Raw genomic sequence first — 23529 nt, 5'->3', positions numbered from 1 at the left:
TTCTTCCGGAGCGCTTCTGTCGGAATATTCATAAGGGCTGCGAGGGCCTCCGCATTCGATGGAGCGGGAATTTGTCAGATCACGCCAAAGCGTGAACTCATTCCTGGATGCGGAGCGCGAGAGCCGGGCAACGGCGCACCGCCCGGAGCGCTTTGGGGCGGAGCGGACCGGGGACCGGCATGACTCCGCGTGCCGGATATCCGTCCTCGTCGAGTCGCACCACATCGGGCAGCAGGTCCACGCACAGGCCGTGTCCCTTGCACAGCGTCCAGTCCACGACGAGCCGTTCGGGGCTCTCGTCCGCGGGCAGCGGCAGGGCGCCCAGGACGCGCCGGCCGCAGCCGCTGCCGAGCGCGTGGTCACGGAACTCCTCGGGGAAGACGGCGAGCGCGGAGGCCACGAACGAGGACGTGCCGTCCGGATGGGAGCAGGCTCCCCGGCCGCGCACCCCCCGCATCCGGGCCTGTACCGCGTCGAGGGCCGCCCCGCCCCCGCCGGCGACGAGCCGCTCGACGGCGTCGGCGAGCGAGGGCAGTCCCCGTACGCACGGGCCGCACTGGCCCGCCGACTCCTTCGCCATCCAGCGGGTGACCCGGGCCACTTCGCCCGCCGGACACGTGTCCTCGGGCAGCGGCAGCACGGCGCCCGCGCCCAGCACCGCGTCGTACGCCGCGAGGGACTTCCGCGAGATCAGCGCCTCGCGCGCCGACCCCGGGTCCAGCCAGCGGCCGTGGAAGCCGCCGACGAGCACGCCCTGTCCGGGCACCGTGCCGCAGAGGTCCAGTACGTACGCCAGGGACGTGCCCAGCGGCACCTCGACGACGGTCGTCCCGGCGACGGTCAGCAGGGTGGTGCCGGGCTCGCCGGGCAGACCGGCCGTGCCGTACACGGGCGCGCCGAGGCGGGCGGCTACGGCGAGCTGGGCGTAGGTCTCGGCGTTGGACAGCAGGGTGGGCAGGCCGCCCAGGCCCCGTTCGCTGGTGCGCGTCCGGTGCCCGGAGGGCAGGCCGGGTCCGCCGTCCAGACCGTTCACGAGGGCGGAGCCCTCGCCCGTGACGAAGCGTTCCGGGAGCCGGACGACGCGCACGCGCCGCCCGGCCGGGCCCCGTTCGGCGACGGCCTCGGTCAGCGACCGTTCCACGTCGGGGCGGGTCACGCCGACGACCACGTCCTCGGCGCCCAGCGCGGCGGCGGCCACCAGCGCGCCGTCGAGCACGAGGTGCGGCACGTAGAGGAGCAGAGCGGCGTCCTTCAGGCAACTCGGTTCGCCTTCGGTTCCGTTGACGACGACGGCGCTGCGTCCGTCCTGTCCCCTGGCGGAGCGGATGACTGCCTGGAGCTTGCGGGCGAAGGGGAAGCCCGCTCCCCCGCGCCCGCCGAGGGCTATGCCCTCGGCGAGTTCGACGAGGGCGTCGCAGGGGTAGCGGGGCAGTGCGCCGTGCACGCTCAAGTGGGCGGCCCGGTCCAGTCGTTCGGCGGCGTCGAGTCCGGCCAGCAGGCGCGGCACTCCGACGCAGCCGAGGGCGGGCCGGGTCCCGGAGCCGCTCACCGTCCGCTCCGTACGCCGTCGAGCGGCTCGGCGGACGGCCCCGCGGCCGGGTCCGCGGCCCGTCCCGGGCGGCCGGGGAACACCGTCGTGCCCGGCTGCCGGGTCAGGCGGGCGGTCAGCAGCTCGGCCGCCCATTCCGCCGGCCTGCGCACGAAGGGCGCAGGCCGGTGCGGCGGCGCCTGTCCGGGCGCCCGTGAGGGTACGGACGGCACGTGCGGCGGGGACTGCGCCGGCGGCGCCGCCGGTGCGGCCGGTCCGCCGGAGGTGCGCACCGGGTCCGCGCGCGGCAGCGTACCGGGTCTGGTGCGGGGTCCCTCCGCGGCGAGCGTACGGAGCTTCGCGCGCAGCCGCAGCGCCAGCAGGCCGGCGACGCCGAGCAGGCACAGGGCGTACCCGGCCGTCACCCAACCGCTCGCTGGACGGCCGGACTTGAGTCCGTGCACCAGTGAGGCGCCCCAGGCCGGATAGGCGGCCATGTGCAGGGCGCGCCACCACAGGGACCGCCCCCGGGCGGCGAAGGCGCCGCGGACGGCGCCGGAGACGGCCACGGCGACGAATCCGTAGCCGGCCAGGCTGCCCAGGCCGATGAGCAGCGGCCGCTGGCCGTCCGTGAAGGGCAGGACCACGGCGGCGGCGTCGGTCCGGGACCGCTCGACCTTGATCCACACGTGGAGGAGGAGGAAGCCGAGCCCGGCGACGGCCAGGCCCCGGTGCACGGCCTGGGCGACGAGCCGGTGCCCGGAGGCGAGCAGTCTGCGGTCGGTGGCCGCCAGGCCCCACAGGACGGCGCCGGTCAGGGAGACCAGCGACAGCACGCCGGCTCCGTAGTCGAGGAAGTCCCACAGGCGGGTCAGTACGCCCGCGCGAGCCGCCACGAGCAGGGCGGCCGCGGTCGCGAGGGCCGCCGCGCCCAGCGCGGCGGGGTGCGGTCCCCCGGCGGCGGACAGCAGCGGCGGGCGCCGCACCGCCCGCCGGCCGGAGGCGGCGCCCGGCGTCGCCGGCGTCGACGCCGTCAGGGACACGGCCGCGGAGGCCGCGGAGGCCGGGCCGGGGACCCGGCCGGACGGCGCCGCGGAGGGTGCTCCGGCGTGGCGCCGGGTGCGGCCTCTCGTACGGCGGGCCCGGTGCGAGCGACCGGGCGGGCGGGGCTGGAGCAGGGGCATGTGGTCTCCCATACGTCCGGGCCCGAGCACTTCCACCTCGCGCTCGGCGCCCGGGGCTCGACGTCGTAACCGCTCCTCGGCGGGCGGGAGATGGGCGCCTGGCCCACCGGGCCGGCCGGGAGCGGGGGCCGGAGTGCAGAAGCATCGTGGAGGTATGCAAGCCGTCCACAGGATTTATCGAAACGTGATAATTTCTGGCCCTCGCACAGCCATCGCATCGAACATCCCCGGAAGATTCCCTTCCAGTGGTGCGGTTGCGACGGGGTTGACACCTGATCCGCCGCCGCACCTCCCCGACGGCGATCGAGCCGATGCCGCGGGACTGCGGGCCTGCAACCGTCCCACGGGGCAGGCCATACCCCGGCTTGAACGAGGTAACAATGTGCGAACTTCTGAACCGCATCTGGTCCCGCCCACGCGGCGAGTGGACCCGGGTACTGCGCAAGGAACTACCCATGCTCGCGGCGGGATTGGTGGAAGAACTGAGGGAGACCGTCCCCGGATTCTCGGCGCTCGTCGAGGAGATCGACGACGAAGTGGTCAGACAGAGGATGGAAGGGGCCCTGCTCACCGTCCTCGGTTACCGCGAGGGCGCCGGCGGCCCCGGATGCACGGGGCTCGACGGGATCGACGGGGATGGGGGAGGCGGCCCGGCCGTCGGCCAGGAACCCGCTGACCGTCACACGCGGACGAGCCGGTCCGGCTCCGCACCCGCCGCCACGACGGCCGCCGACTTCGAGGCCGAGCACGCCCGGCCCCACCCGCACGCACACCCGCACCCGCTCCCCCACCCGCACCCACACCCACACCCCCACGCGGCCTTCCGGGGCGGGGAGTTGGCACCGCTGCAGGCCGTACCCCTCCAGCGCTTCGGATCGGTCCGCGAGCACGCCCGGCGGGAGCTCTTCGCCCTGCTCACGGATGACACCCCGCACCGCGAACCGGCCCTCGCCGAACTGGCCGGATCGGCCGGGTGGCCCCTCCCCGTGGCCGTACGGGCCGTGGCCCTGGCCTCGCCCGGGGAGACCCAGCAGCTCGCGGCCCTGCTCGACGACTGCCTCGGCGGAATGGTCGCCGGCCAGCCCTGCCTGCTCGTCCCCACCGCCGACCCGGAGGCCCGTACCGCCCTGGACGCCGCGCTGCGCGGCCGGCTCGCCGTCGTGGGCCACCCGGTGGCCCCCGGCGACACCGCTTCCTCCCTGCGCTGGGCGGTACGCCTGCTCGCGCTGGTCCCGGCGCAGGCCCGGTCCGGGCCGGACGCCCGGACCGTCTTCGTGGACGACCACCTCTCGACCTTGCTGCTCCTCCAGGACGAGCCCCTGGCCCACGCACTCGCCGCCCGCTGGCTGCGGCCGCTGGCGGACCTCACCCCGCGCCAGAGCGAGCGGCTCGAAGTGACCCTGCTCGCCTGGCTGGAGGGCGGCGGGGCACCCGAGGCGGCCAAGGCGCTGAGCGTCCACCCGCAGACGGTCCGCTACCGCATGCGCCAGCTGGAGAAGCTCTTCGGTCCCGGCCTGCGGGATCCGCGCACCCGCTTCGAGCTCGAACTGGCCTTGCGCAGCCGCCGGTTGATGGCCCAGGTCCGGCTTCGTCCGATCCGGGGCAGCCGCCGGGCCCGAGTGGTGAGCGCCGATTTCCGCTCGTCTCCGGGCGACGGCCGCATCGCCCGCGTCAACGGCCTCTAGAGGAACGGCGCACGAGGCGGTGCCGGCCCGGAGCACGCTCCGGGCCGGCACCGCCTTTCCGCGTCGTCAGCGGCAGGCGCGTCCACCGTTCACGCACCGCACGGCGCGGGCCATCAGCGCGTCCGGCATGACGTTGACGAAGTCGCCGTGGTCGGTCACCGGCTTGTGCAGCTGCTCGGGGAAGCTGTCGACCGCGATGCGCGCTCCGGGGGCCGTCGCGTAGACGATCCGCTGCACCAGCTGGGGCACCGCCTTGAAGCCCGCCGGGCAGGAGCCGTCGCGGCCGGCGAAGGCCACGTGCGTACGGTGGTTGGCGCTGTCGGTGTTCTTTCCGTCCCAGCAGCTCTGGAAGCTGAAGGTCCGCACCACGTCGGTCCCCTTGGGGCAGATCGGGTACTTGTCCTTCAGCTGCCGGTTCTCGAAGCCGGTGCAGCTCCAGGAGGCATTGGCGTTGGCCGGGCCGTTGGTGAAGGCCTTCGCGTCGCCCGTGATGATCCGCAGGAAGCGGGGCATGGCCGTGACGCGGGAGACCGGGCTTCCCTTGAACTCGATGGTCACCTGCTTGGGCCGCAGGATCGTGCCCACGTTGGCGTCCTGGCCGCCGCCGGGTGCTCCCGCGTCCTGTTCGGCCTTGCCGTCGCGCAGCCTCAGCACCGGCCAGTAGTAGGCGGAGAGGTCACCGTTCTTGCAGGTGGTCCCGGAGGCGGCGAGGCTGTTGTTGGTGGAGAAGGCGTCCGTGGTCCGGTTGCCCACGTAATCGTGCATGTGGTGGGCGCCGTTGCTCACCCCGGGGGCGACGATCACGTTGTCGGGGTTGAGGTGGCGTTCTTCGTTGCGGCCGCATTCCACGGAGAAGGAGCCCGTGGAGGCGCCGGGCCTGGCTGCCGGGCGCCGGACGTTCGGCTTCACCTTGCCGATGGGAACGAAGTCGGAGCGGGCCGGGCCTCCCCTCCGGGCGGCGCCACCGGCGTCGCTCAGGGCGGTTTCCTCTTCGGCGGCCGGTGCCTCCTGCAGGGTGCAGGCGCTCAGCTCCGCCAGTCCTTCGGGGCGGGCCGTGTTCCGGCCGATCGCCTCGGAGACCCGGCCGATCGAGGCCCCCCGGCGGTCCTTCAGCTCCCCGAGCAGCGCGTCCGCCGGAGCCCGGCCGGTGGCGAGCCGCTGGTAGGCCCCGGCTATCTGGTCGTCGAGACCGGCGAGTTCCCGGTCGACTTCGGCGCGCGCCCCATCGGGGACCTCGCGCAGCCGCTCGCCCACGTCGGGGCAGTCGATGGTGGCCGTCACCGGCGCCCGGCGCCCCGCGTCCTGGCCCGCGGAGGCGACCTGGCCCGCGATCACGACCCCGCCGGCGCCCAGGACCAGCGCGGAGGCGGCGGCCAGCACCTTGTACAGGGGACGCGTCCTGCGTTTGTGCCCCGCCCCGTCCCGGCGCTCCGGGCCTTTCACGGGACGGGCCTGCGCGGTGCGGGATGGCGTGGGACGGGCCCCCGTGGGGCGGCCTTCCGTGGAGTCGTCGTCGCGCATGTGATCACTTCACTTCCTCGGTCGGGTGTCGGTGGGAGAGGGACCGGCGGGTGGGGCGGCCGCGGGAGGGGTGTCCGCGAGGCCTTCGAAATCGACCAGGCCGCTGGCTTCCAGCACCGCGATGTGGTCCAGCACCGTGGTGTTGGCGTCCGTGGCGAGCTCACGGACCACGGAGTTGCGGGTCTGCGCCCGCACTTGGGCGACGAGCGTGAAGACCTTGCCGTGCGCCCGCCGCAGCAGCTGCACGAACAGCCGCTCGTACGTGGCCCCTTGGGCCCGGTCGAGCTGGTCGAGCCAGGCCTGCTGCTGGCCGGACGGCCGGTCCGGGAGTTCGACGCCGAGCGCCTCGCCGACCTCGACGACCCGCCGGTCCAGTTCGGTGTGTCCTTCCACGAGGTGCTCGCCGGCCGTCCGCACCGACTTGCGGGTGCCCCGCTCCTGGGCCTGCCGGCCCGCGGGCAGCTCCCACAGGCCGGCGAGCCGGACCTTGCGCACGAACTCGCGGTCCTGGGGGGTCAGCGGCCCGAAGGCCGTGTTCATCACCCCGGCGCCGTCGTCGTCCGCGGGCGCGGACGCGGAGCCGGGGGCCGGGGCGGGCGGGCCGGCCGGGGCCGACGAGAGGGCCGGAGCGGCCGCGGCGGTTGTGCCGCCGAAGCTCCGTACCGGGATCAGCAGCGCGATCAGCGTGAGGGCGAGGGCTCCCATGACGATGCCCGTGCCCATCACGTGCCGCGAGGCGACCGACATGCCGCCGAGGTTGTTCCGACGGATGGACAGCACTGTGCCTCCTTGACTCCCGGGACGGCCCGGGTGCCAAGGGACGCTAATGCCGGCTCCGCCTCCCCCACGGAAGGCCCATCCGGACTGGACAAACATCGGGGCGGGCCCCCGAAAGGCTGCTACGGTGCCGCCCGCCCGGCCCCGTGCGGTCCGCGTCCTCCGGGATCTGACGCGACGGCAAAAAGCCCGGCGCGTCGGCCAGTTGTCCGGATTTCCAGTCATTCGCGAGGAGTAGAGGGCGCCGCCCCTCAGGTGGATTCGCCCGGCCCTCGGGGTGACCCAGGGTGGGGGCGGACCACCGCCCACCCGAAAGGAACGGCCCCCGTGCGCAAGAAACGACTGGCATCCTTCCTGGCCGCCGCCGGGCTCCTCGTGAGCACCGTGCCCCTGCTCGCCGCCACCCAGGCCTCCGCCCTGACCGCCGACGCCGACGCCGACGCCGGCACCGGCACCGGCACCGTCTCCTCCGCCGTCGCCGCCGGGACGGACGCCGCGTACCTGCGGCAGAAGCCCGCCTGGCACCGGTGCAGCGCCGAGCAGCCGGCCGCGTACGAGTGCGCCACGATCAAGGTGCCGCTCGACTACCGGCGGCCCGATGGACGCACCCTCGACCTGGCGATCTCCCGGATCCGGAGCACGAACCCCGCCCGACGGCACGGGGTCCTCCTGATGAATCCGGGCGGGCCGGGCGGGACCGGGCTCGATCTGCCGCTGGCCCTCGGCGAGGTGATGCCCGCCGAGGTGGCCGGGCGGTTCGACCTCATCGGCTTCGATCCGCGCGGGGTCGGCGCCAGCAGCCCCATCAGCTGCGGGCTGTCCGACGCCGAGCAGGGCGTCGACCGGCCCTACCACCCCGGGTCCTTCCCCTCCGACGTGGCCTGGGCACGCACCATCGCCGAGAAGTGCCGGGCGAAGGCCGGCTCCGTGCTCCCGTACATCACGACCCGCAACACCGCCCGCGACATGGACACGATCCGTGCCGTCCTGGGCGAGCGGAAGCTCTCGTACCTGGGCTACTCCTACGGAACGTACCTCGGCGCGGTGTACACGCAGATGTTCCCCGGCCGGACCGACCGCTTCGTGCTCGACAGCGGGGTCGACCCGGAGCTGATCTGGCGCGGCATGTTCCGGAGCTGGGCCCCGGAGTCCGAGCCGGCCTTCGCCCGGTGGACGCGGTGGGCGGCGGAGCGGTCGGGCGAGTACCACCTCGGGAAGAGCCCGGCCGCCGTGTCGAAGACCCTCTGGGACCTGGTGGCGCGGGCCGACCGGGATCCGATCGTCTTCCAGGGGGAGAAGATCACCGGCGACGACATCCGGGGCGCACGCGCGCTGTTCTTCTATCCGGCGCAGGTCACCCCGCTGGTGGTGGCCCTGAAGGACGCGGCCGACGGAAAGCCCGCCGTCACTCCCGGCGCCTCCGGGCCCGGCTTCGACATGAAACGGGCGCTCGCCGGCGCCTCCGGGCCGGCCCCGGCCGAGCCCGCCTCCGACAACGCCGTCGCCGTCCTGTGGAGCGTGGCGTGCGGGGACACGGACTCCTGGCCGCGCGATCCCGGGCGGTACCGGCGCGACGCGGTCAGGGACAAGGCCGCGTACCCGCTCTACGGGGACTTCGCGTCGAACATCAAGCCCTGCGCCTTCTGGCCCCGCCCGCTCGAACCGCAGACCCCGATGACGGCGCGGGCCGGGGTGCTGACCGTGCAGAACGAGTGGGACTCGCAGACCCCGCTGGCCAGCGGCCTGGGCCTGCACCGGGCGCTGAAGGGCTCACGGATGGTGCTGGCCCTGGGCGGCGAGGGCCACGGGGTGTACCTGGCGGACCCCCACTCCTGCGCCGCCGCGCCGGTCACCGCGTACCTCGCCACCGGACGGCTGCCGGCCCGGGACATCAGCTGCCGTACGACGGCACCCGGCGGGGAGCGGCAGGGGGCGCCGGTGAAGCCGCTGCCGATTCCGTCCGGGCCGGGGCGCTTCTGACCTGACCCGGTGGCCTGAACCGGTGGCCTCAACCGGTGACCTGAACCGGTGGCCAGACCTGGTGGCCTGGACCGGTGCCCTGGACCCGCTGGCCTGACCCGGTGGCCCGGACCGCTGACCTGGACCCGCTGGCCTGACCCCGTGGCCTGAACCGCGGCCCCGGCCGGCCCGGTCCTCACTCCGGCCGGGAGGACGCCGAGGACGCCTCCACCGCCGCCTTGATCCGGCGGCCGAAGTCGGGGGCGTCCTTGCGCGCCGCGCTGAGGGCGAGCCCGACCAGGAGGTGGCCGAAGCCGTGCCCGGTCAGGGTGTTGAAGACGCGCAACCGTGTGCGCCCGCCGGGCAGTTCGGCGAGGTCGTAGCCGCCCTCCGCGGTCACCAGGTTGCGGCTCAGCTCCGTCCAGCGGATCCGCGCCGGCGCGTCGAGTGCGGTGATCGCGAACTCCCTGCCGGTCTTCATCCCGGCGTCCTTCACCGTGCTGCGGAACACCGTCCCGACGGCGGTCGGGCCGTCCGGGGTCCGGGTGATCCGCAGGACGCGCGGGCTGAACTCCGGGTCGTTGCGCCCGTCCGCGAGGTACGCGAACACCTCGGCGACGGGCCGGTCGATCTCGACGCCGGCCTCGAACAGTCCGGACATGGCCGCTCCTCACCGCACACCCGGCCGGAGGGGCCGGTACCCCTGGTTCCACCATCGCAGAGCCGTGCTCCCGGCGCACCGCCGCGCGCTCAGGCCCGGCCGGAGGCCTCGGGACCGGCTCCGGGAGCGGCGCCGGGGCCGGACCCGGACCCCCGGCCGAGCAGCTCCAGATCCGCGGTCAGCGTGTCCAGCCAGGCCATCGCGCCGTAGAAGGCCGGCGGTGCGCCCCCGGTCCCGGGCCCGCGCGGGGCGGGTCCGGCGGGTCCGGCGGGTCCGGCGGGACCGGGGGGACCGGCGGGACCGGGGGGCCTGGCCCCGGCCGCGTGCACGGGATCCGCGGCAGCCGCCGCGTGGCGCAGGCCGGCCGCCACCCGGGCCCCGTACTCCCGGACCACCGCCTCCTCGCGCGGGCCGGGCGGTGCGCCCGGCGGTCTGCGGCCGCCCCACAGGACGTGGTGCCCGGTCATCATGGCGGCCTGCCAGTCCTCGCCCCCGGCGGCGGAGGGATGCCGGCGCTCCGTCTGGTACTGGGCGTACGCGCTCTCCGCCAGGGCCAGCGCGTGCCGCACCCGCTGGTCGGGCCCGGCCGCGCGGTCCCGACCGAAGGCGGCCGTGGCCGCCTGGACGTCGTCGGCCGCGGCGCGCAGCAGCTCGGCGACGGCGCGCCCCAGTTCGTCGTGGGCGCCGCGCGGCCAGGCCAGCAGCCCGCACACGGTCCCGATCGCACTGCCGACCAGGACGTCCAGGAACCGGACCTCGGCCAGCTGCCACGTCACCGGGGAGAGCTGGGCGAAGGCCATGGCCACGACCAGGGTGAACATGGCCTGCGCCCAGCCCACGCCGCGCACGGGCCCGACGCAGAACGCGAACAGCATCAGCGGCGGCAGCAGGAACGCGTACACCGTGCTCGCCTCCCCGGCCAGGGCGAGGACCCCGCCCGCGGCTGCCGCGCCCACCAGGGTGCCGATCAGGGCCAGCCGGACGGTGGCCCGGGTCTGCTCGGCGTTGGTCCGGGTCAGGCTGAGGACGGCGAGCATCGCCCAGAAGCCGTGCGGCAGCGAGTCCAGCCCGGCGACGGCCCGGGCGGCGGCGAGGGCCACGGCGATCCGGACGGCGTTCTGGAAGTGCACGGACCGGGGCCCCGAGTTCCCGGCCAGCCGGCGCCACCAGAGCAGCAGCGGCCCCTCCCCGGCGTACCAGAACCGGTCGGAGGGCCCGGCCGCGGCCCCCATCCCGGGCCCGGCCCCGTCCACGACCCCCGCGCGCCCCCGTACGGCGAACCCCGCGGCGCCGCGCAGCACGAGCGCGGCGTCCGCCAGCTCCACCAGGGCGGCGTTGCGGTACCCGGGCCCGGGCCCCGTCACGGGGGTCCGGGCGAGGGAGACCTGGAGGTCCCGCAGCCGGGTCGAGTCGGCCGGCGGCTCGGTCCCCGATCCGAGCAGCCCGGCCGTCCCGGCGGCCGACTCGCGCACGGCCCGTACGAGGTCCAGCCCGTCCTGTCCGCCCCCCGGCGGCCCGGACTCCGGCGGGGGCAGGGACCGGAGCCGGGCCAGGAGGGTGCGGGCTGCCAGTCCGGTGTGCGCCAGCGCGCGTTCCCGTACGCCGGGTCCCGCGGGCCGGTGCGCCTCGTCGACCTTGGACGGCCGCAGGGACTGGGACCGCTCCGCCGCTCGGGCGGCCTGCGCCGCGGTGAGGGTGTGGGGCGGCCGCTCCAGCGCCTCGGCGCACCGGGCGGCCTCGGAGGCGGCCGCGGCGGCCAGGTCCCGGTAGCCGGGGACGGCCGGGTCGGGCAGCACGGTGGCCTCGGCAATGATCAGCAGCAGGATCCCGGCGACGGTGCCCGTCAGCCGCTGGCCCAGGGTGTCGGGGGCGTACGGCGGGAAGCTGGGCAGGATGTACAGCAGCTGGAGCCCGGGCGCCGCGCCCCCGAGGCGGGGTCCCGCCGTCGAGGTGAAGGCCACGCAGAAGCCGATGACGAGCATGCCCGCCACGGCGGCCCAGGTCCGCACGGACAGCCAGGTGCCCAGGACCACCAGCGCGCAGGCGGCGGGGAGCGCGCGGGCGACCATCCGGGCCCGGAGGTGTCCGCTGCCCGGTATCCGGGAGAGCCCGGCCAGCGCGACGGCGGCGAAGAGCGCGTAGGTGGCCTCGATGGGCCGGTCCAGCCCGTACAGGAACGCGTAGAAGCCGAGACCCGCGGCGAGGGTGACCCGGACGGCCCGCCGGGCGGCCGCCGGCAGGGGGCCGGTGCCCGTACGGAGCTCCTCCAGCGCGGCGCGCACCCTTTCAGCGTCCCACCGGGCGCCCGTTCGGTCCTGCGGGACCGCTTGACACTTCGTCAGGGAGGGCGCAACTTATATCGGCACCCCGATATAACCAGTGCACGGGCACGTTCACGTACAAGTGCAAGAGCCAAGAGCAAGAGCCAGCGCCCAGGAGGCCCGGTGGAGCCGTCCCGCACCCAGGAGCCCCCGCGGCGCCGCGTCCCGCAGGCGCAGCGCAAGTCCGAGAGCCGCGCCCGGCTCATCGACGCGGCGGCCGACCTCTTCGCCCGCAAGGGGTTCCACGCCGTCTCCGCCGAAGCCGTCGCCGAGGCGGCCGGGCGCACCACGGGCGCGCTCTACAGCCACTTCGGCGGCAAGGAGGGCCTGCTGCTGGCGCTTCTGGAGGTCTGGAAGGAACGCACCAGCGAGGAACTGGCCGCCGAGATCGCGGCCGGGGACCCGGCCGACCCCGCCGTGCACTTCTCCGCGATGTGGGGCAGCCTCACCCGCCCGCACCCCGAGCACGGGGACTCCTGGCTGCTCCTGGAGACGGAGCTGTGGCTGCACGCCGCCCGCGGCCCCCTCATCGGGGACCGGCTCGCCCAGCGGTACACCGAGATCCGTGCCCAGCTCGGCGAGGGCCTGGCCGACTGGGCGGAGGCCACCGGCACTCCCCTGACCCGTACGCCGGAGGAGACCGGCGCCCTCGTCCTCGGCATCCTCCTGGGACTGGCCATGCAGCACCGCCTCGAACCGGCCGCCGTCCCCGACCGGCTCGTCGTCGAGGCCCTCGGCGCCGTCCTGGGACTCGGCGCACCCCGCTGAGCCGCGCACCGCAGCAGCGGCCCGTGAACTGCGACCCGTGAGCTGCGGCCCGTACCGCCCCGATCCGTCCGACGAAGGGAACCGCCCCGTGTTGCCCACCGGCGAGATAGACCTGCTCGAGGACACCTGGGCCCGTGAGGTCCCGCATGCCCAGTTCGCCCGGCTGCGCCGGGAGGACCCGGTCCACTGGCACGAGGTGCCGGGCCCGCACGCCGGCTTCTACGCCGTCACCCGCCATGCCGACGTCAAGGCCGTCAGCCGCGACCCGGAGCTGTGGTCCACCGAACGCGGGTCGTTCATGATCCGCGACCAGAACCCGGAGTCCCTGGAGACCCTGCGCCTGGTCCTGCTGGGCATGGACGCCCCGCGCCACTCCCGGTACCGCTCGCTGGTCAGCGCGGGTTTCACGCCCCGGGTCGTACGGAGGCTCGCGGCCCGGATCCAGGAGCGGGCGGTCGCCCTGGTGGAGCGGGCGGTCGCCCCGGGCCGGGACATGGACTTCGTCGCGGAGGTCGCCGCCTGGCTGCCCATCCAGACGATCTGCGAGATGGTCGGCGTCCCCGAGGGGGACGAGCGGCTGATCTTCGACTGGAGCAACCGGATGGCCGGCTCCCAGGACCCCGAGCTGTCGGCGGGAAAGCACGACAGCGATCTCGCGGCCGCCGAGATCTACGCCTACTGCGACGCGCTGGCCGCCGAGCGGCGGGTCCGCCCCCGGGAGGACATCCTCTCGACGCTGGTGCACGCCGAGGTCGACGGGGACCGGCTGTCGCCGGACGAGATCAACATGTTCTTCGTCCTGCTCTGCGTCGCCGGGAACGAGACCACCCGCAACCTGCTCTCCGGCGCCCTGATCGCCCTGATCGACCATCCCGCCGCCCGCGCGGAACTGGCCGCGGCCCCCGGGGACGAGGCCCTGTGGACCACGGCGACGGAGGAGTTCCTGCGCTGGGGCGGCTCGATCCACAACTTCCGGCGCACCGCCACCCGTGACACCGTCCTGCACGGGCGGCCCGTCTCGGAGGGACAGAAGGTGGTCACGTACTACACCTCCGCCAACCGCGACGAGGAGGTCTTCGCCGACCCCTTCGCCTTCGACGTCCGCCGCACCCCGAACGACCACCTCGCCTTCGGGGGCGGCGGCCCCCATTTCTGCCTGGGGGCCGGTCTCGCCCGCACCCAGATCAAGGCCCTGCTCCGGGAACTCCTGCGCCGCCATCCGGAGGTCTCGCTCACGGGAGAGGTCCGCCGCCTGCGCTCGGACTTCATCAACGGGGTCACGTACCTCCCGGTGCGTTTCGGATAGCCGCCGACCGTCAGCCGCCGGCTCCCGTGACCGGCGGCCCGGCCCCGGGAGCCGCCCCGGGACCTTCGCCCCTGCCGGGGCACCCGGCGGCGCTGGTAGGGTGGTCGGCAGCGAAGGGGAGTAGTCCCGAAAACCGCTGGTCGACATACTGGACGCCTCGACGGGTCCCGGCCACCGGGCCACCGCGCTTCAGGCGCGGGGCGGACGAGACCTTCGGCCAAGGCATGACCCGTCCCACATCACCGTGTGGGCCGCTTCGTCGTGCCGGGCCGAGTGGTTCTTCCCGTCGCCTCCCGCTGGGTGCCGATCCGAGCCATCAGAGCCCGGCTCCAGCAGAAAGCAGCACCCGGAATGGCTCTCGACCCCGTGGCGATCTTCACCGCCTTCGGTCTGATCTTCCTCGCCGAGCTCCCCGACAAGACCATGTTCGCCTCGCTGGCCATGGGCACCCGGATGCGGCCGCTGTACGTGTGGTTCGGCACCTCCACCGCGTTCATCGTGCACGTGGCCATCGCGGTCGGCGCCGGAAGCCTGCTGAGCATGCTGCCGAACATGGCCGTCAAGCTCACCTCCGCCGCCCTGTTCGCCTTCGGCGCCGTCGTCATGATGCGCTCCGGCGGGGACGACGACGAGGCGGACTCGGCGGCCAAGGCCGTCACCGGCTTCTGGCCCGTCTTCACCACGGCGTTCATGGCCGTCTTCATCGGCGAGTGGGGCGACCTGACGCAGATCACCACCGCGAACCTCGCCGCCACCAACGGCTGGCTGCCCACCGCGATCGGCTCCGCGGCGGCCCTCATGTCGGTGTCCGCCCTCGCCCTGCTCGTGGGCCGCTTCATCGCCAAGCGGGTCCCGCTCAAGACCGTTCAGCGCTTCGGCGCCCTGTGCATGGCCGCGCTGGCCCTCTGGACGCTCGTCGAAGCCTTCACCGGCTGACGGTACGGGTCACGCTGACCGTACGGGTCACGCTGACCGTACGGGTCACGCCGACCGTACGGGTCACGCCGACCCGTACGGATCACGCCGACCGTACGGGTCAGCGCCGATCCGCCCGCGGCGCCGCCTCGAGCAGGGCGAACACCGCCCCGCCCGGGTCGGCCAGCCAGCCGATCCGCCCGACACCGGGTACGTCCGCTCCCGGCAGCAGCACCGTGGCGCCGCTGGTCCGCGCGGTGCTCACCACCGCGTCCACGTCCGCGACCGCGAAGTACGGCACCCAGCGCGCGTCCGTCTCGCCCTCCATCAGGGGCGCCACCCCTCCGAAGGAGGAGTCCTCCTGGTCCCCGTCGGCGGTGCTGAGCACCTGGTAGCTCATGCCGGGCGCGGCCATCTCCCGTGCGCGCGTCCCGAAGAGGGCTCCGTAGAAGGCGAGCGCCGCCATCGGGTCGGGCACGTGCAGTTCGACCCAGCACAGCGCGTTGTCGGCGGAGGTCAGCTCCAGTCCCGGTGTCCGGCCCGGCTTCCAGACGGCGAAGTCGGCGCCCTGCTGGTCGGTGTACTGGGCCAGCCATCCCTCCGCCATGACGTCCGTCGGCTCGACGCGGACGGAGCCCCCGCCGTCGCGCACGCCGCGGGTGGTGGCCTCCGCGTCGTCGGTCCGGAAGTAGACCGTCCACGCGGAGGCCGCACCGGGGTCGAGCTGACCGACGGCGGCGACGTTCTTCCCGTCCACCTGGAAGAACCCGTACCCGCCGGTCTCGGGCCCGAGCAGGTGGAACTCCCAGCCGAAGACGGCCCGGTAGAAGGCCGCGGCCCGGGGGATGTCGGGGCTCCCGAGGTCGAGCCAGTTGGGCGAGCCGGGGCGGTAGTCGGTACCGAGCACGGGTTCCTCCTGCGTTGGGGTGTCGGATGCGAGGTACCCGCGCAGCGGCCCCGCACCCCGGCTTCCCCGCCCAGCGCCACACGTACGGTCCCCCGGCGCACCGCATTCGGCCGGTGCCCGCGCCGGCGGGCCCGGTTCCAGCAGGTCTAGTACGGGCCGCCGCGGAACAGCACGCTGCCCTGGTGGCGCGGGCGGTCGCCCCGTTCGTGGGCCGCATCGGAGCGGTCGGCGGGGGCCGCGAGCCCGGCGAGGGTCCGCAGGGTCTCCAGACCGGCCATGACCTCGTCACGGCGTGCCGCGGACTTCATCCAGGCCGGCAGCCGGGCGAACATCGACATCGTCGGGGAGGTGTGCCGCTCGCGCAGCCGGGCACCCACATGGGCGGCGAGGGCCTCGACGTGCTCCTCGTCGTAGGCCCACAGGATCCGTCCCGCACAGCGGGTCTGCAGCCAGAGCGGCCGCCGGAAGAAGGGGTCCTCGGTACCGCCGACCGAGACCCCGACCAGGGCTGCGCCCCTTTCCTGTGCCGACCAGTCGGCGAGCGCCCCGCAGCCGGCGCAGGCGAGCCGGCGGGGCTGGAAGAGCAGGGCGCTGACGTACTTCGGCTCCGCGAGGCCGGGCCGCGGCACCACGAGCGCGCGGCCGCCGCAGCGCGGGCAGACCACGAGCACCCGGCCGGTGAACTGGACGAGCCACGTGCCGTGGTCCTGGTGCCGGACGGGGTCTGCGGGTGCCGCGGGTTCTGCGGGTACGGCGGTTGCGGGCTCGGCTGGCACGGCGGGCTCGGAGCCGGCGGAGGGGAGGGACGGCATGGACGCCATGCTGCCAGCCCCTCCCCGCCCGGCACGTACCACCCGGCACTCACCGCAGGGTGGGCCTGGTCTCCGTGCCGACGTGGGACAGCTTCTCCGGGTTGCGGACGAAGTACAGGCCCGTGATGCGGGTGCCCTCGACGCGGACGGCGATGACCCCGTCGAGTTCTCCGTCCACGTGAACGGCCAGCGCCGGGGTGCCGTTGACCATGGTGTGAGCGAAGGAGAGACCGATCCCGGCCTTCCCCGCCTTGCCCGTCATACCGGTGAACAGGCGGGCCACGTGGAGGGCTCCCACGACCGGCCGCAGGGCGGCGTGCTTGATGCCGCCTCCGTCGCCCATGTAGACGACCTCGGGGGCGAGTACGTCGAGGAGGCCCTGCAGGTCCCCGGTCTCGAACGCCCGCTGGAACATTTCCACGGCCACCCGCGCTTCGCGCGCGGAGACCGCCCGGCGGGGGCGGCGCGCGTCGACGTGCTTGCGGGACCGGTGCGCGATCTGCCGGACGGCCGCCGGCGTCTTGTCGACCGCCGCCGCTATCTCCTCGTAGTCGAGGCCGAACACCTCGCGGAGCACGAACACGGCCCGCTCGGTCGGCCCGAGCGTCTCCAGGACCAGCATCATCGCCATCGACATGCTCTCGGCCAGTTCCACGTCCTCGGCCACGTCCGGCGTGGTGAGCAGCGGCTCCGGCAGCCACTGGCCGACGTAGGCCTCCTTGCGGCGGCTCATGGTGCGCAGCCGGTTCAGCGCCTGGCGGGTGGTGATCCGCACCAGGTAGGCGCGCCGGTCGTTCACCGTGTCGAGGTCGGCTCCCGCCCAGCGCAGCCAGGTCTCCTGGAGCACGTCCTCGGCGTCGGCCGCCGAGCCGAGCATCTCGTAGGCCACGGTGAAGAGCAGGTTGCGGTGGGCGACGAAGGTCTCGGTCGCCGCATCGGGGGCCTGCGAGGGTGCGTCCGCAGTGGGTTCTCTTCCGTCGGGTCGTGCGCTCCCGGCCATGGGTCCGTCTCCTTGGTTTCGAGGTTTCGGACACAAGACCCCTGACGGCCATGAGGGGTTGTACGCGGAAGCGCCGTTCCGTTGTTCCGGGCGACCGGGCCTGCCGCAGTCAGCCGGACTTCCCGTGGGCGGCGGCCGTGGCCCGCAGCGGGTCCTCCAGGAGGACGAAGTCGATCTTCTCGCCTACCCCCGCCGCCCTCGTGCAACCTCGCGGTTGCGGGATACCGGAGTGACGTGCAACCCTGGAGTTGCACCGAATCATTCCAACGCCTGCGACGAAGGAGTCCCTGATGAACACGGACCGGATCGAACGCGACACCCTGATCGAGGCATCCCTGGAGCGGGTCTGGTCCCTGGTGGCCGAGCCGGGCTTCTGGGTGGCCGACGAGGGCAGCCTGGCCGGCACGGTGGCCCGGGAGGGCGAGTCGGTCGTGGCGAGGAACAGCGAGTACGGCGAGTTCCCGGTACGGGTGGAGAAGGTGGACCCCCCGACCTATCTGGCGTACCGGTGGGCCAGCGCCTTCCCCGGACAGGAGCTGCGCGCGGACAACAGCACCCTGGTGGAGTTCACGCTGAGCCGCGAGGGGGACAAGACCAGGCTGCGCGTCGTCGAGAGCGGGTTCGCGGCCCTGGCCGGGTCCGAGGAGCTGCGCGACAAGGCCCTCAAGGACAACACGGGCGGCTGGCCGCAGGTGCTCGACGCCTTCAAGAAGCGCGCCGAACAACCGGCCGCGTGAGCGGGGAACACCCCGGCTCCGACGAGGCGGTGGACCAGGTCCTCGTCGCACTGGCCGACCCGACCCGCCGCAGGCTGCTCGGTCTGCTCGCCTCCCACGGCGAGGTCACCGCGACCACCCTCGCCGAGGGGCTGCCCGTCTCCCGGCAGGCGGTGGTCAAGCACCTCGCCGTCCTGGACGCGGCCGGGCTGGTCTCCGGCAGCCGGGTCGGCCGCGAGGTCCGGTACACCGTGCGGCCCGCCGCCCTGGACGCGACGGCCCGCTGGATGGCCACCCTCGCCGCCGACTGGGACCGGCGGCTGGCAGCCGTCAAACGGATCGCCGAGGCGGCGGAACGGGATGCGCACCAGGGGGACACGGCCCGATAGTGGGAAGTGTGAGCGACAGGCCAGAGGCGACCGGACGAGCCGGGCGGGCCGAGCCGGCCGGGACGGGCGGCGCGGACCACGGCGACGGGCGGGAGCCCGTCGCCTGGTCCGGTCCGGAGGGCGCGCGGGCCTTCGCCTCCGTGGAGGCGGCCACGGACTGGCTGCTCGGGTACCCGTTCGTCTTCCGGGCACTGGCCCGCTGGGTGGGCAGCGGATCCGTCCTGGTGGACTACGGATGCGGGCCCGGCAAGGTCGCCGACCACGCGGCCCGGCTGCTCGGGGCGAAGGTGCTGGGCGTGGACGCCTCCCCGGAGATGCTCGCGCTGGCCCGCGGCTCGGGGACGGCGGTCGCCGAGTACCACCTGGTCACGGACGGGCGTACGGCCTGCCTGGCGGACGGCAGTGCCGACGCCGTGATGTGCAATCACGTCCTGGCCTCGCTGCCCACCGAGGGGACGGTGCTCGCGGTGTTCCGGGAGATCCGCCGGCTCCTGCGGCCCGGCGGCCCGTTCGTGCTGCTGGCCACCGATCCCGCGTGCAGCGGGACGGAGTACGCCTCGCTGCGCATCGGCGAGGCGGGTGCCGCGTACGGCCCCGGTGACGAGCTGCCCGTACGGCTGCGGCGTACGGACGGCAGCTGGCAGGTGATGCCCAATCACGCCTGGCCCGTGGACTTCTACCCGGCCCTGCTGGAGCGGGCCGGGTTCACCCTCGCCGTCCAGCACCGCCCGACGGTGGAGGAGGCCCTCGGCCTCCCCGGCCTCGTCGACGCGGACCTCGCCGCAGGCCGCGACTGGGCGGCGGAGCGGGCGGCGCCCCCGCTGGTGATCACCACGGCGCTGGCGGTCTGAGGGCTCGCTGCGCGGCGTGCGGCCCTCAGCAGGCGCAGGAGATGCCCGAGCGCGGGGCGGTCAGATCGTCGATCGCGCGCTGGTCGGTGCCCTCGGCGGTCTCGAAGGCGAAGCCCTCGCGGACCCAGTACTCGAATCCGCCGAGCATCTCCTTCACCTGGTAGCCCAGGCGCGCGAAGGCCAGCGCCGCCCGCGTGGCGCCGTTGCAGCCGGGGCCCCAGCAGTACGTGACCACCGTCAGCGCCGGGTCGATCAGCGAGGGCGCCAGCTCCGCGATCCGTGCCGTCGGCAGGTGCAGCGCCCCCGGGATGCGGCCCTGGTCCCAGGCGGCCTCGCTGCGGGAGTCGACCACCACCAGACCCGGGACGCCGGAGAGCAGGTCGGCCCGTACGTCCGAGACGTCCGCCTCGAAGGCGAGCCGGGCCGCGTAGTGGGCGGCCGCGACACCCGGAGCGGCGGCCGGGACGGAGAGGACGGCGCTGGTGACCGCGGTACCGGTGGACAGGGCGGACACGGAGGGCAGGGCGGACACGGCGGACGGGACGGTCAAGGCGGACGGGACGGTCACGGACATCGGGGAACTCCTCGTACGGGGCGAAGGGCGGGCTCGCCGGCCGGGCGGTTTCCCCTGCGGCGATGACTCCATCCTCTGCGCCCGCCATCCCCGCGACGAGTGGCGTGAACGCCTCCACTCGTCAAGATCCCGCCACAGGTGCGGCGACCCTGACGAACGCCTTCCGGTAGGCCGTCGGCGTCGTCCGCATCTGCCGGGTGAAGTGGTGGCGGTACGTCGCGGTGGAGTCGAATCCGACCGCCGCGGCCACCTCGTCCACCGTCCCCTCGCCCGACTCCAGCAGCGGCAGGCTCGCCGAGATCCGCTGGGAGACCACCCAGCGGATCGGGCTCACGCCGTTGCGGCGGGTGAAGTGGCGGAGGAAGGAACGCTCCGACATGTTCGCCGCGCGGGCCAGGGCCGGGACGGAGAGCGGGCCGTACAGCCGCTGGAGGGCCCAGGCCATGCTCCGGGAGATCCCGTCGTCGGCGCCGCCGGGGCCGACCTCCCCGACCGCCGCCTCGATGAACTGGGCCTGGCCGCCCTCGCGATGGGGCGGTACGACGAAACGGCGGGCCACGGTGTTGGCGACGGCGGCGCCGTGGTCGGCGCGGACCAGGTAGAGGCAGAGGTCGATGCCGGCGGCGCTGCCCGCGCTGGTCAGCACGTCGCCGTTGTCCACGTAGAGGACGTCCGCGTCGACCTCGACCGCGGGATGCTGCTCGGCGAGGGTGCGGGCGTAGCGCCAGTGGGTGGTGGCCCGGCGGCCGTCGAGGAGCCCGGTGGCGGCGAGCGCGAAGGCGCCCGAGCAGATGGAGACCAGGCGCGCGCCCCGGGCATGGGCCGTGAGCAGGGCGTCGACCAGGGCGGGCGCGATGGCACCGCCCGCCGGGGAGACTCCGGGGACGATCACGGTGTCGGCGGCGGCGAGGGCGTCGAGCCCGTGCTCGGCGCGGAGGGTGAACCCGCCGACCGCGCGCAGGTCCCGGCCCGGCTCCGCCGAACAGACCCGCAGTTCGTACCAGGGCAGATCCCCCAGCTCGGGCCGCGCGAGGCCGAACACCTCGACCACCACGCCCAGTTCGAAGGGGGCCATGCCGTCGAAGGCGAGTACGGCCACCACATGGGCCGGAGCGGGCTTCGCGAGGTGAAGGGGGAGGGCCGCGGACGTCATGGCCGTACTGTAGCCAGCCGTCTTCGCGGGGCTTCGCCATGGGACCGAAGCAAGGCGCGGAGGAGTACGCACTCCTTGCCATGTACAACATATAGCGCACTGGGGGGCTTGCGGCAAGGCCCCCGCGCTGGGGCAAAATCGCGGATCCAGGCCAGAACTTGCCGAAAAGTTGGAGATTCACTCAGTGCGTTCCGATATGTCAGCTCTTGGTTCACACGGTTCCGTCGAGGCGATGGAGACCGCCATTCGTGCGTTCGACCTTCCCGGCCACCTCTCCCCCAAGGCCGACCCCGCTCTCATCGGAGGCGACGAACGGCATTTCGCGGCCGTCTCGCACTGCCTGGAGCAGACGATCGCCGAACTGTCCGACCGGCTGGAGACCACCCGCAGGGCGCCCGGCGGCGTCGGCCGGGAGGCCATGGACCGCGATGCGGAGATCCACCGCCTGACCAGCCGGCTGCGCACCCTGCGCCGCTTCGGACTGGACCTGTGCCTGGGCCACATCGTCCCCGCCGACGGCTCCGAGCCCGTGTACATCGGGCGCCTGGGTCTCACCGACAGCGCGGGCAACCGGCTGCTGCTGGACTGGCGTTCACCCGCCGCCGAGCCCTTCTTCGCGGCGACGCACGCCGTCCCGATGGGGCTGGCGAGCCGCCGCAGGTACCGCTGGACCCGCGGGCGGATCAGCGACTACTGGGACGAGGTGTTCTGCGCGGACGGGCTCGAGGGCCGCGCCGCGCTCGACGACCAGTCCGCGTTCATCGCCAGTCTGGGCAGCAACCGGTCGGACCGCATGCGCGACGTGCTCGCCACCATCCAGACCGACCAGGACGCCATCATCCGGGCCGGATCCCGGGGCGCCCTCGTCGTCGACGGCGGTCCGGGTACCGGCAAGACCGTCGTCGCCCTGCACCGCACCGCCCACCTGCTCTACTCCGATCCCCGGCTCGGACACCGCCGCGGCGGCGTGCTGTTCGTCGGCCCGAGCCGGCCCTACCTGGCCTACGTCTCCGACGTGCTGCCCAGCCTCGGGGAGGAGGGCGTCCAGACCTGCACCCTGCGCGACCTCGTCGCCGAGGGGGCCTCCGCGACGGTCGAGGCCGACCCGCGCGCGGCCCTCCTCAAGTCGTCCGCCGGCCTGGTCGGGGCGATCGAGGCGGCGGTGCGCATCTACGAGGAGCCCCCCACCGAGGGGATCACCGTCTCCAGCCACTGGTCCGACCTCTGGCTGGGCCCCGACGACTGGGCGGCCGCGTTCGGGGCGGTGGAACCGGGCACCCCGCACAACGAGGCCCGCGACCAGATCCTGGAGGAGCTGCTCACGATCCTGATGGACCAGGACGACAGCGACGTCCCGCCGCACCTGCTGCGCCGTTCGCTGCTCCAGGACCGGGACCTGATCGGCACCCTGAACCGTGCGTGGCCGATGCTCGACGCGGCCGAGCTCGTCGGGGACCTCTGGTCGGTGCCCGCCTACCTGCGCAAGTGCGCTCCGTGGCTCGGGCCCGGCGACGTCTCCCTCCTGCAGCGCGCCGACGCCCAGGCCTGGACGGTCTCGGACCTGCCGCTCCTGGACGCGGCCCGGCAGCGACTCGGCGACGCCGAGGCCTCCGTACGCAAGCGCCGGCACGAGGCCGCGGTGGCCGCCGAGCGTGCGCGGAGGTCCGAGGTGATCGACCGGCTGCTCCAGGACACCGAGATCGACGAGAGCCAGAGCGCGGTGGGGATGCTGCGGGGACGGGATCTGCAGGACGCCCTGATCGACGGGGACGCGCTGCCGGGCGCCGAACCCGACCTGCTCGCGGGGCCGTTCGCCCACATCGTCGTCGACGAGGCACAGGAACTGACCGACGCGGAATGGCAGATGCTGCTGGCCCGCTGCCCGTCACGGAGCTTCACGATCGTCGGGGACCGCGCGCAGGCCCGGCACGGATTCACCGAGTCCTGGCGCGAGCGGCTCGAACGGGCCGGTCTCGACCGGATCACCCTGGCCTCGCTGAGCGTCAACTACCGCACCCCGGAGGAGGTCATGGCCGAGGCCGAGCCCGCCATCCGCGCCGCGCTCCCCGACGCGAACGTGCCCACCTCCGTCCGCAGCAGCGGCGTCCCCGTCACGCACGGCGGCATCGCGGAGCTGTCCGCGGTCCTGGACGACTGGCTCGGCGCCCAGTCCGACGGGGTCGCCTGCGTCATCGCCGCCGGCGGCGTCGACGACAGCTCGTTCCGGGCGACGCCACGGGTCCGCGTGCTGACACCGGAGCTGTCGAAGGGGCTGGAGTTCGACCTGGTCGTCCTCATCGACCCGGACGCCTTCGGCGAGGGCGTCGAAGGCGCCGTCGACCGCTACGTCGCGATGACCCGGGCGACCCAGCGCCTCGTGATCCTGCGGTCACCGCATCGCGCGAGGTGACCTTGTCCCGTCCACGACCGGGGCGGCGATCACCGCCGCGGGATCCTGCTGGGCATGGACGCGGCCCGGCGCGCCGGTTGAGCGCGCCCGGC

General features: G+C 74.3%; 20 protein-coding genes. 9 read left to right on the top strand and 11 right to left on the bottom strand.

Going from position 1 to position 23529, the window contains the following annotated elements; translation table 11 throughout:
* Nucleotides 1-97 precede the first annotated feature (97 nt).
* Both ACWCP2_RS19335 and ACWCP2_RS19330 read right to left on the bottom strand, forming a co-directional pair.
* Nucleotides 98-1549 (bottom strand): NADH-ubiquinone oxidoreductase-F iron-sulfur binding region domain-containing protein, encoded by a 1452-nt coding sequence (locus tag ACWCP2_RS19335; RefSeq protein ID WP_450909793.1) that lies wholly within the window; start codon nucleotides 1547-1549, stop codon nucleotides 98-100.
* Complete coding sequence (locus ACWCP2_RS19330; protein WP_450909792.1) at nucleotides 1546-2712, bottom strand: hypothetical protein; 1167 nt, start codon at nucleotides 2710-2712, stop codon at nucleotides 1546-1548. The genes ACWCP2_RS19335 and ACWCP2_RS19330 overlap by 4 nt, the downstream gene beginning before the upstream one ends.
* Before the next feature lie 380 nt (nucleotides 2713-3092).
* Between ACWCP2_RS19330 and ACWCP2_RS19325 the strand changes: the two genes are divergently transcribed.
* Nucleotides 3093-4397, top strand: a complete 1305-nt coding sequence (locus tag ACWCP2_RS19325; protein WP_450909791.1) for a PucR family transcriptional regulator — start codon at nucleotides 3093-3095, stop codon at nucleotides 4395-4397.
* Between the two features lie 66 nt (nucleotides 4398-4463).
* On the opposite strand, the gene ACWCP2_RS19320 is transcribed toward ACWCP2_RS19325, so the two are convergent.
* Both ACWCP2_RS19320 and ACWCP2_RS19315 read right to left on the bottom strand, forming a co-directional pair.
* On the bottom strand, nucleotides 4464-5918 hold the full coding sequence (locus tag ACWCP2_RS19320) for a DUF1996 domain-containing protein (RefSeq protein WP_450909790.1): 1455 nt from the start codon (nucleotides 5916-5918) through the stop codon (nucleotides 4464-4466).
* 9 nt (nucleotides 5919-5927) lie between these two features.
* Nucleotides 5928-6698, bottom strand: coding sequence for a DUF4142 domain-containing protein (locus tag ACWCP2_RS19315; RefSeq protein WP_450909789.1), 771 nt, complete (start codon nucleotides 6696-6698; stop codon nucleotides 5928-5930).
* Nucleotides 6699-7022: 324 nt separating this feature from the next.
* Between ACWCP2_RS19315 and ACWCP2_RS19310 the strand changes: the two genes are divergently transcribed.
* The gene (locus ACWCP2_RS19310) at nucleotides 7023-8675 is read left to right on the top strand and encodes an alpha/beta hydrolase (protein WP_450909788.1); all 1653 of its coding nucleotides are present in this window, start codon (nucleotides 7023-7025) and stop codon (nucleotides 8673-8675) included.
* Between the two features lie 175 nt (nucleotides 8676-8850).
* Here the strand turns inward: ACWCP2_RS19310 and ACWCP2_RS19305 are convergent, their stop codons facing one another.
* Together ACWCP2_RS19305 and ACWCP2_RS19300 are read right to left on the bottom strand one after the other, a co-directional pair.
* A complete protein-coding gene (locus tag ACWCP2_RS19305) occupies nucleotides 8851-9315 on the bottom strand; it encodes an SRPBCC family protein (protein ID WP_450909787.1) in 465 nt (154 codons plus the stop codon).
* A gap of 89 nt (nucleotides 9316-9404) precedes the next feature.
* On the bottom strand, nucleotides 9405-11597 hold the full coding sequence (locus ACWCP2_RS19300) for an FUSC family protein (RefSeq protein WP_450909786.1): 2193 nt from the start codon (nucleotides 11595-11597) through the stop codon (nucleotides 9405-9407).
* A gap of 162 nt (nucleotides 11598-11759) precedes the next feature.
* Between ACWCP2_RS19300 and ACWCP2_RS19295 the strand changes: the two genes are divergently transcribed.
* From ACWCP2_RS19295 to ACWCP2_RS19285, 3 genes are all read left to right on the top strand, one after another.
* Nucleotides 11760-12404, top strand: coding sequence for a TetR/AcrR family transcriptional regulator (locus tag ACWCP2_RS19295; protein WP_450909785.1), 645 nt, complete (start codon nucleotides 11760-11762; stop codon nucleotides 12402-12404).
* A gap of 88 nt (nucleotides 12405-12492) precedes the next feature.
* Nucleotides 12493-13710 carry a cytochrome P450 gene (locus ACWCP2_RS19290; RefSeq protein WP_450909784.1) on the top strand — a complete coding sequence of 406 codons (1218 nt, stop codon included), beginning with the start codon at nucleotides 12493-12495 and terminating at the stop codon, nucleotides 13708-13710.
* Between the two features lie 351 nt (nucleotides 13711-14061).
* Nucleotides 14062-14646 carry a TMEM165/GDT1 family protein gene (locus ACWCP2_RS19285; RefSeq protein ID WP_450909783.1) on the top strand — a complete coding sequence of 195 codons (585 nt, stop codon included), beginning with the start codon at nucleotides 14062-14064 and terminating at the stop codon, nucleotides 14644-14646.
* A gap of 100 nt (nucleotides 14647-14746) precedes the next feature.
* Here the strand turns inward: ACWCP2_RS19285 and ACWCP2_RS19280 are convergent, their stop codons facing one another.
* The 3 genes from ACWCP2_RS19280 to ACWCP2_RS19270 form a co-directional block, all read right to left on the bottom strand.
* A complete protein-coding gene (locus ACWCP2_RS19280; protein WP_450909782.1) occupies nucleotides 14747-15532 on the bottom strand; it encodes a VOC family protein in 786 nt (261 codons plus the stop codon).
* A gap of 146 nt (nucleotides 15533-15678) precedes the next feature.
* Nucleotides 15679-16344 (bottom strand): hypothetical protein, encoded by a 666-nt coding sequence (locus ACWCP2_RS19275; protein ID WP_450909781.1) that lies wholly within the window; start codon nucleotides 16342-16344, stop codon nucleotides 15679-15681.
* A 49-nt stretch (nucleotides 16345-16393) separates the two neighbouring features.
* Nucleotides 16394-17344: an RNA polymerase sigma-70 factor gene (locus tag ACWCP2_RS19270; protein WP_450909780.1), complete on the bottom strand. Its 951-nt coding sequence runs from the start codon at nucleotides 17342-17344 to the stop codon at nucleotides 16394-16396.
* Between the two features lie 290 nt (nucleotides 17345-17634).
* Between ACWCP2_RS19270 and ACWCP2_RS19265 the strand changes: the two genes are divergently transcribed.
* From ACWCP2_RS19265 to ACWCP2_RS19255, 3 genes are read left to right on the top strand one after another with little or no spacing between them, the layout of a single operon-like run.
* Nucleotides 17635-18081, top strand: coding sequence for an SRPBCC domain-containing protein (locus ACWCP2_RS19265; RefSeq protein WP_450909779.1), 447 nt, complete (start codon nucleotides 17635-17637; stop codon nucleotides 18079-18081).
* Complete coding sequence (locus ACWCP2_RS19260; RefSeq protein WP_450909778.1) at nucleotides 18078-18449, top strand: ArsR/SmtB family transcription factor; 372 nt, start codon at nucleotides 18078-18080, stop codon at nucleotides 18447-18449. The genes ACWCP2_RS19265 and ACWCP2_RS19260 overlap by 4 nt, the downstream gene beginning before the upstream one ends.
* An 8-nt stretch (nucleotides 18450-18457) precedes the next feature.
* Nucleotides 18458-19300, top strand: coding sequence for a class I SAM-dependent methyltransferase (locus ACWCP2_RS19255; protein WP_450909777.1), 843 nt, complete (start codon nucleotides 18458-18460; stop codon nucleotides 19298-19300).
* 25 nt (nucleotides 19301-19325) lie between these two features.
* Here ACWCP2_RS19255 and ACWCP2_RS19250 read toward each other — a convergent pair whose 3' ends face one another.
* Both ACWCP2_RS19250 and ACWCP2_RS19245 read right to left on the bottom strand, forming a co-directional pair.
* Nucleotides 19326-19874, bottom strand: a complete 549-nt coding sequence (locus ACWCP2_RS19250; RefSeq protein ID WP_450909776.1) for a rhodanese-like domain-containing protein — start codon at nucleotides 19872-19874, stop codon at nucleotides 19326-19328.
* Nucleotides 19875-19995: 121 nt separating this feature from the next.
* Nucleotides 19996-21027, bottom strand: coding sequence for a helix-turn-helix domain-containing protein (locus tag ACWCP2_RS19245; RefSeq protein ID WP_450909775.1), 1032 nt, complete (start codon nucleotides 21025-21027; stop codon nucleotides 19996-19998).
* 232 nt (nucleotides 21028-21259) lie between these two features.
* Here ACWCP2_RS19245 and helR point away from each other — a divergent pair, with 232 nt between their 5' ends.
* Complete coding sequence (gene helR / locus ACWCP2_RS19240; RefSeq protein ID WP_450909774.1) at nucleotides 21260-23437, top strand: RNA polymerase recycling motor ATPase HelR; 2178 nt, start codon at nucleotides 21260-21262, stop codon at nucleotides 23435-23437.
* Nucleotides 23438-23529: the final 92 nt, after the last annotated feature.

Source organism: Streptomyces sp. NPDC002104 (assembly GCF_053593795.1).
This window is presented reverse-complemented; position numbering and strand designations above follow the sequence as displayed.

What these genes read in the sequence shown, in the direction of transcription:
- ACWCP2_RS19305 (WP_450909787.1), bottom strand. Translation starts at nt 9,315, where the DNA reads ATGTCCGGACTGTTCGAGGCCGGCGTCGAGATCGACCGGCCCGTCGCC.
- ACWCP2_RS19330 (WP_450909792.1), bottom strand. Translation starts at nt 2,712, where the DNA reads ATGCCCCTGCTCCAGCCCCGCCCGCCCGGTCGCTCGCACCGGGCCCGC.
- ACWCP2_RS19250 (WP_450909776.1), bottom strand. Translation starts at nt 19,874, where the DNA reads ATGTCCGTGACCGTCCCGTCCGCCTTGACCGTCCCGTCCGCCGTGTCC.
- helR (WP_450909774.1), top strand. Translation starts at nt 21,260, where the DNA reads ATGGAGACCGCCATTCGTGCGTTCGACCTTCCCGGCCACCTCTCCCCC.
- ACWCP2_RS19245 (WP_450909775.1), bottom strand. Translation starts at nt 21,027, where the DNA reads ATGACGTCCGCGGCCCTCCCCCTTCACCTCGCGAAGCCCGCTCCGGCC.
- ACWCP2_RS19320 (WP_450909790.1), bottom strand. Translation starts at nt 5,918, where the DNA reads ATGCGCGACGACGACTCCACGGAAGGCCGCCCCACGGGGGCCCGTCCC.
- ACWCP2_RS19265 (WP_450909779.1), top strand. Translation starts at nt 17,635, where the DNA reads ATGAACACGGACCGGATCGAACGCGACACCCTGATCGAGGCATCCCTG.
- ACWCP2_RS19270 (WP_450909780.1), bottom strand. Translation starts at nt 17,344, where the DNA reads ATGGCCGGGAGCGCACGACCCGACGGAAGAGAACCCACTGCGGACGCA.
- ACWCP2_RS19325 (WP_450909791.1), top strand. Translation starts at nt 3,093, where the DNA reads ATGTGCGAACTTCTGAACCGCATCTGGTCCCGCCCACGCGGCGAGTGG.
- ACWCP2_RS19275 (WP_450909781.1), bottom strand. Translation starts at nt 16,344, where the DNA reads ATGCCGTCCCTCCCCTCCGCCGGCTCCGAGCCCGCCGTGCCAGCCGAG.
- ACWCP2_RS19285 (WP_450909783.1), top strand. Translation starts at nt 14,062, where the DNA reads ATGGCTCTCGACCCCGTGGCGATCTTCACCGCCTTCGGTCTGATCTTC.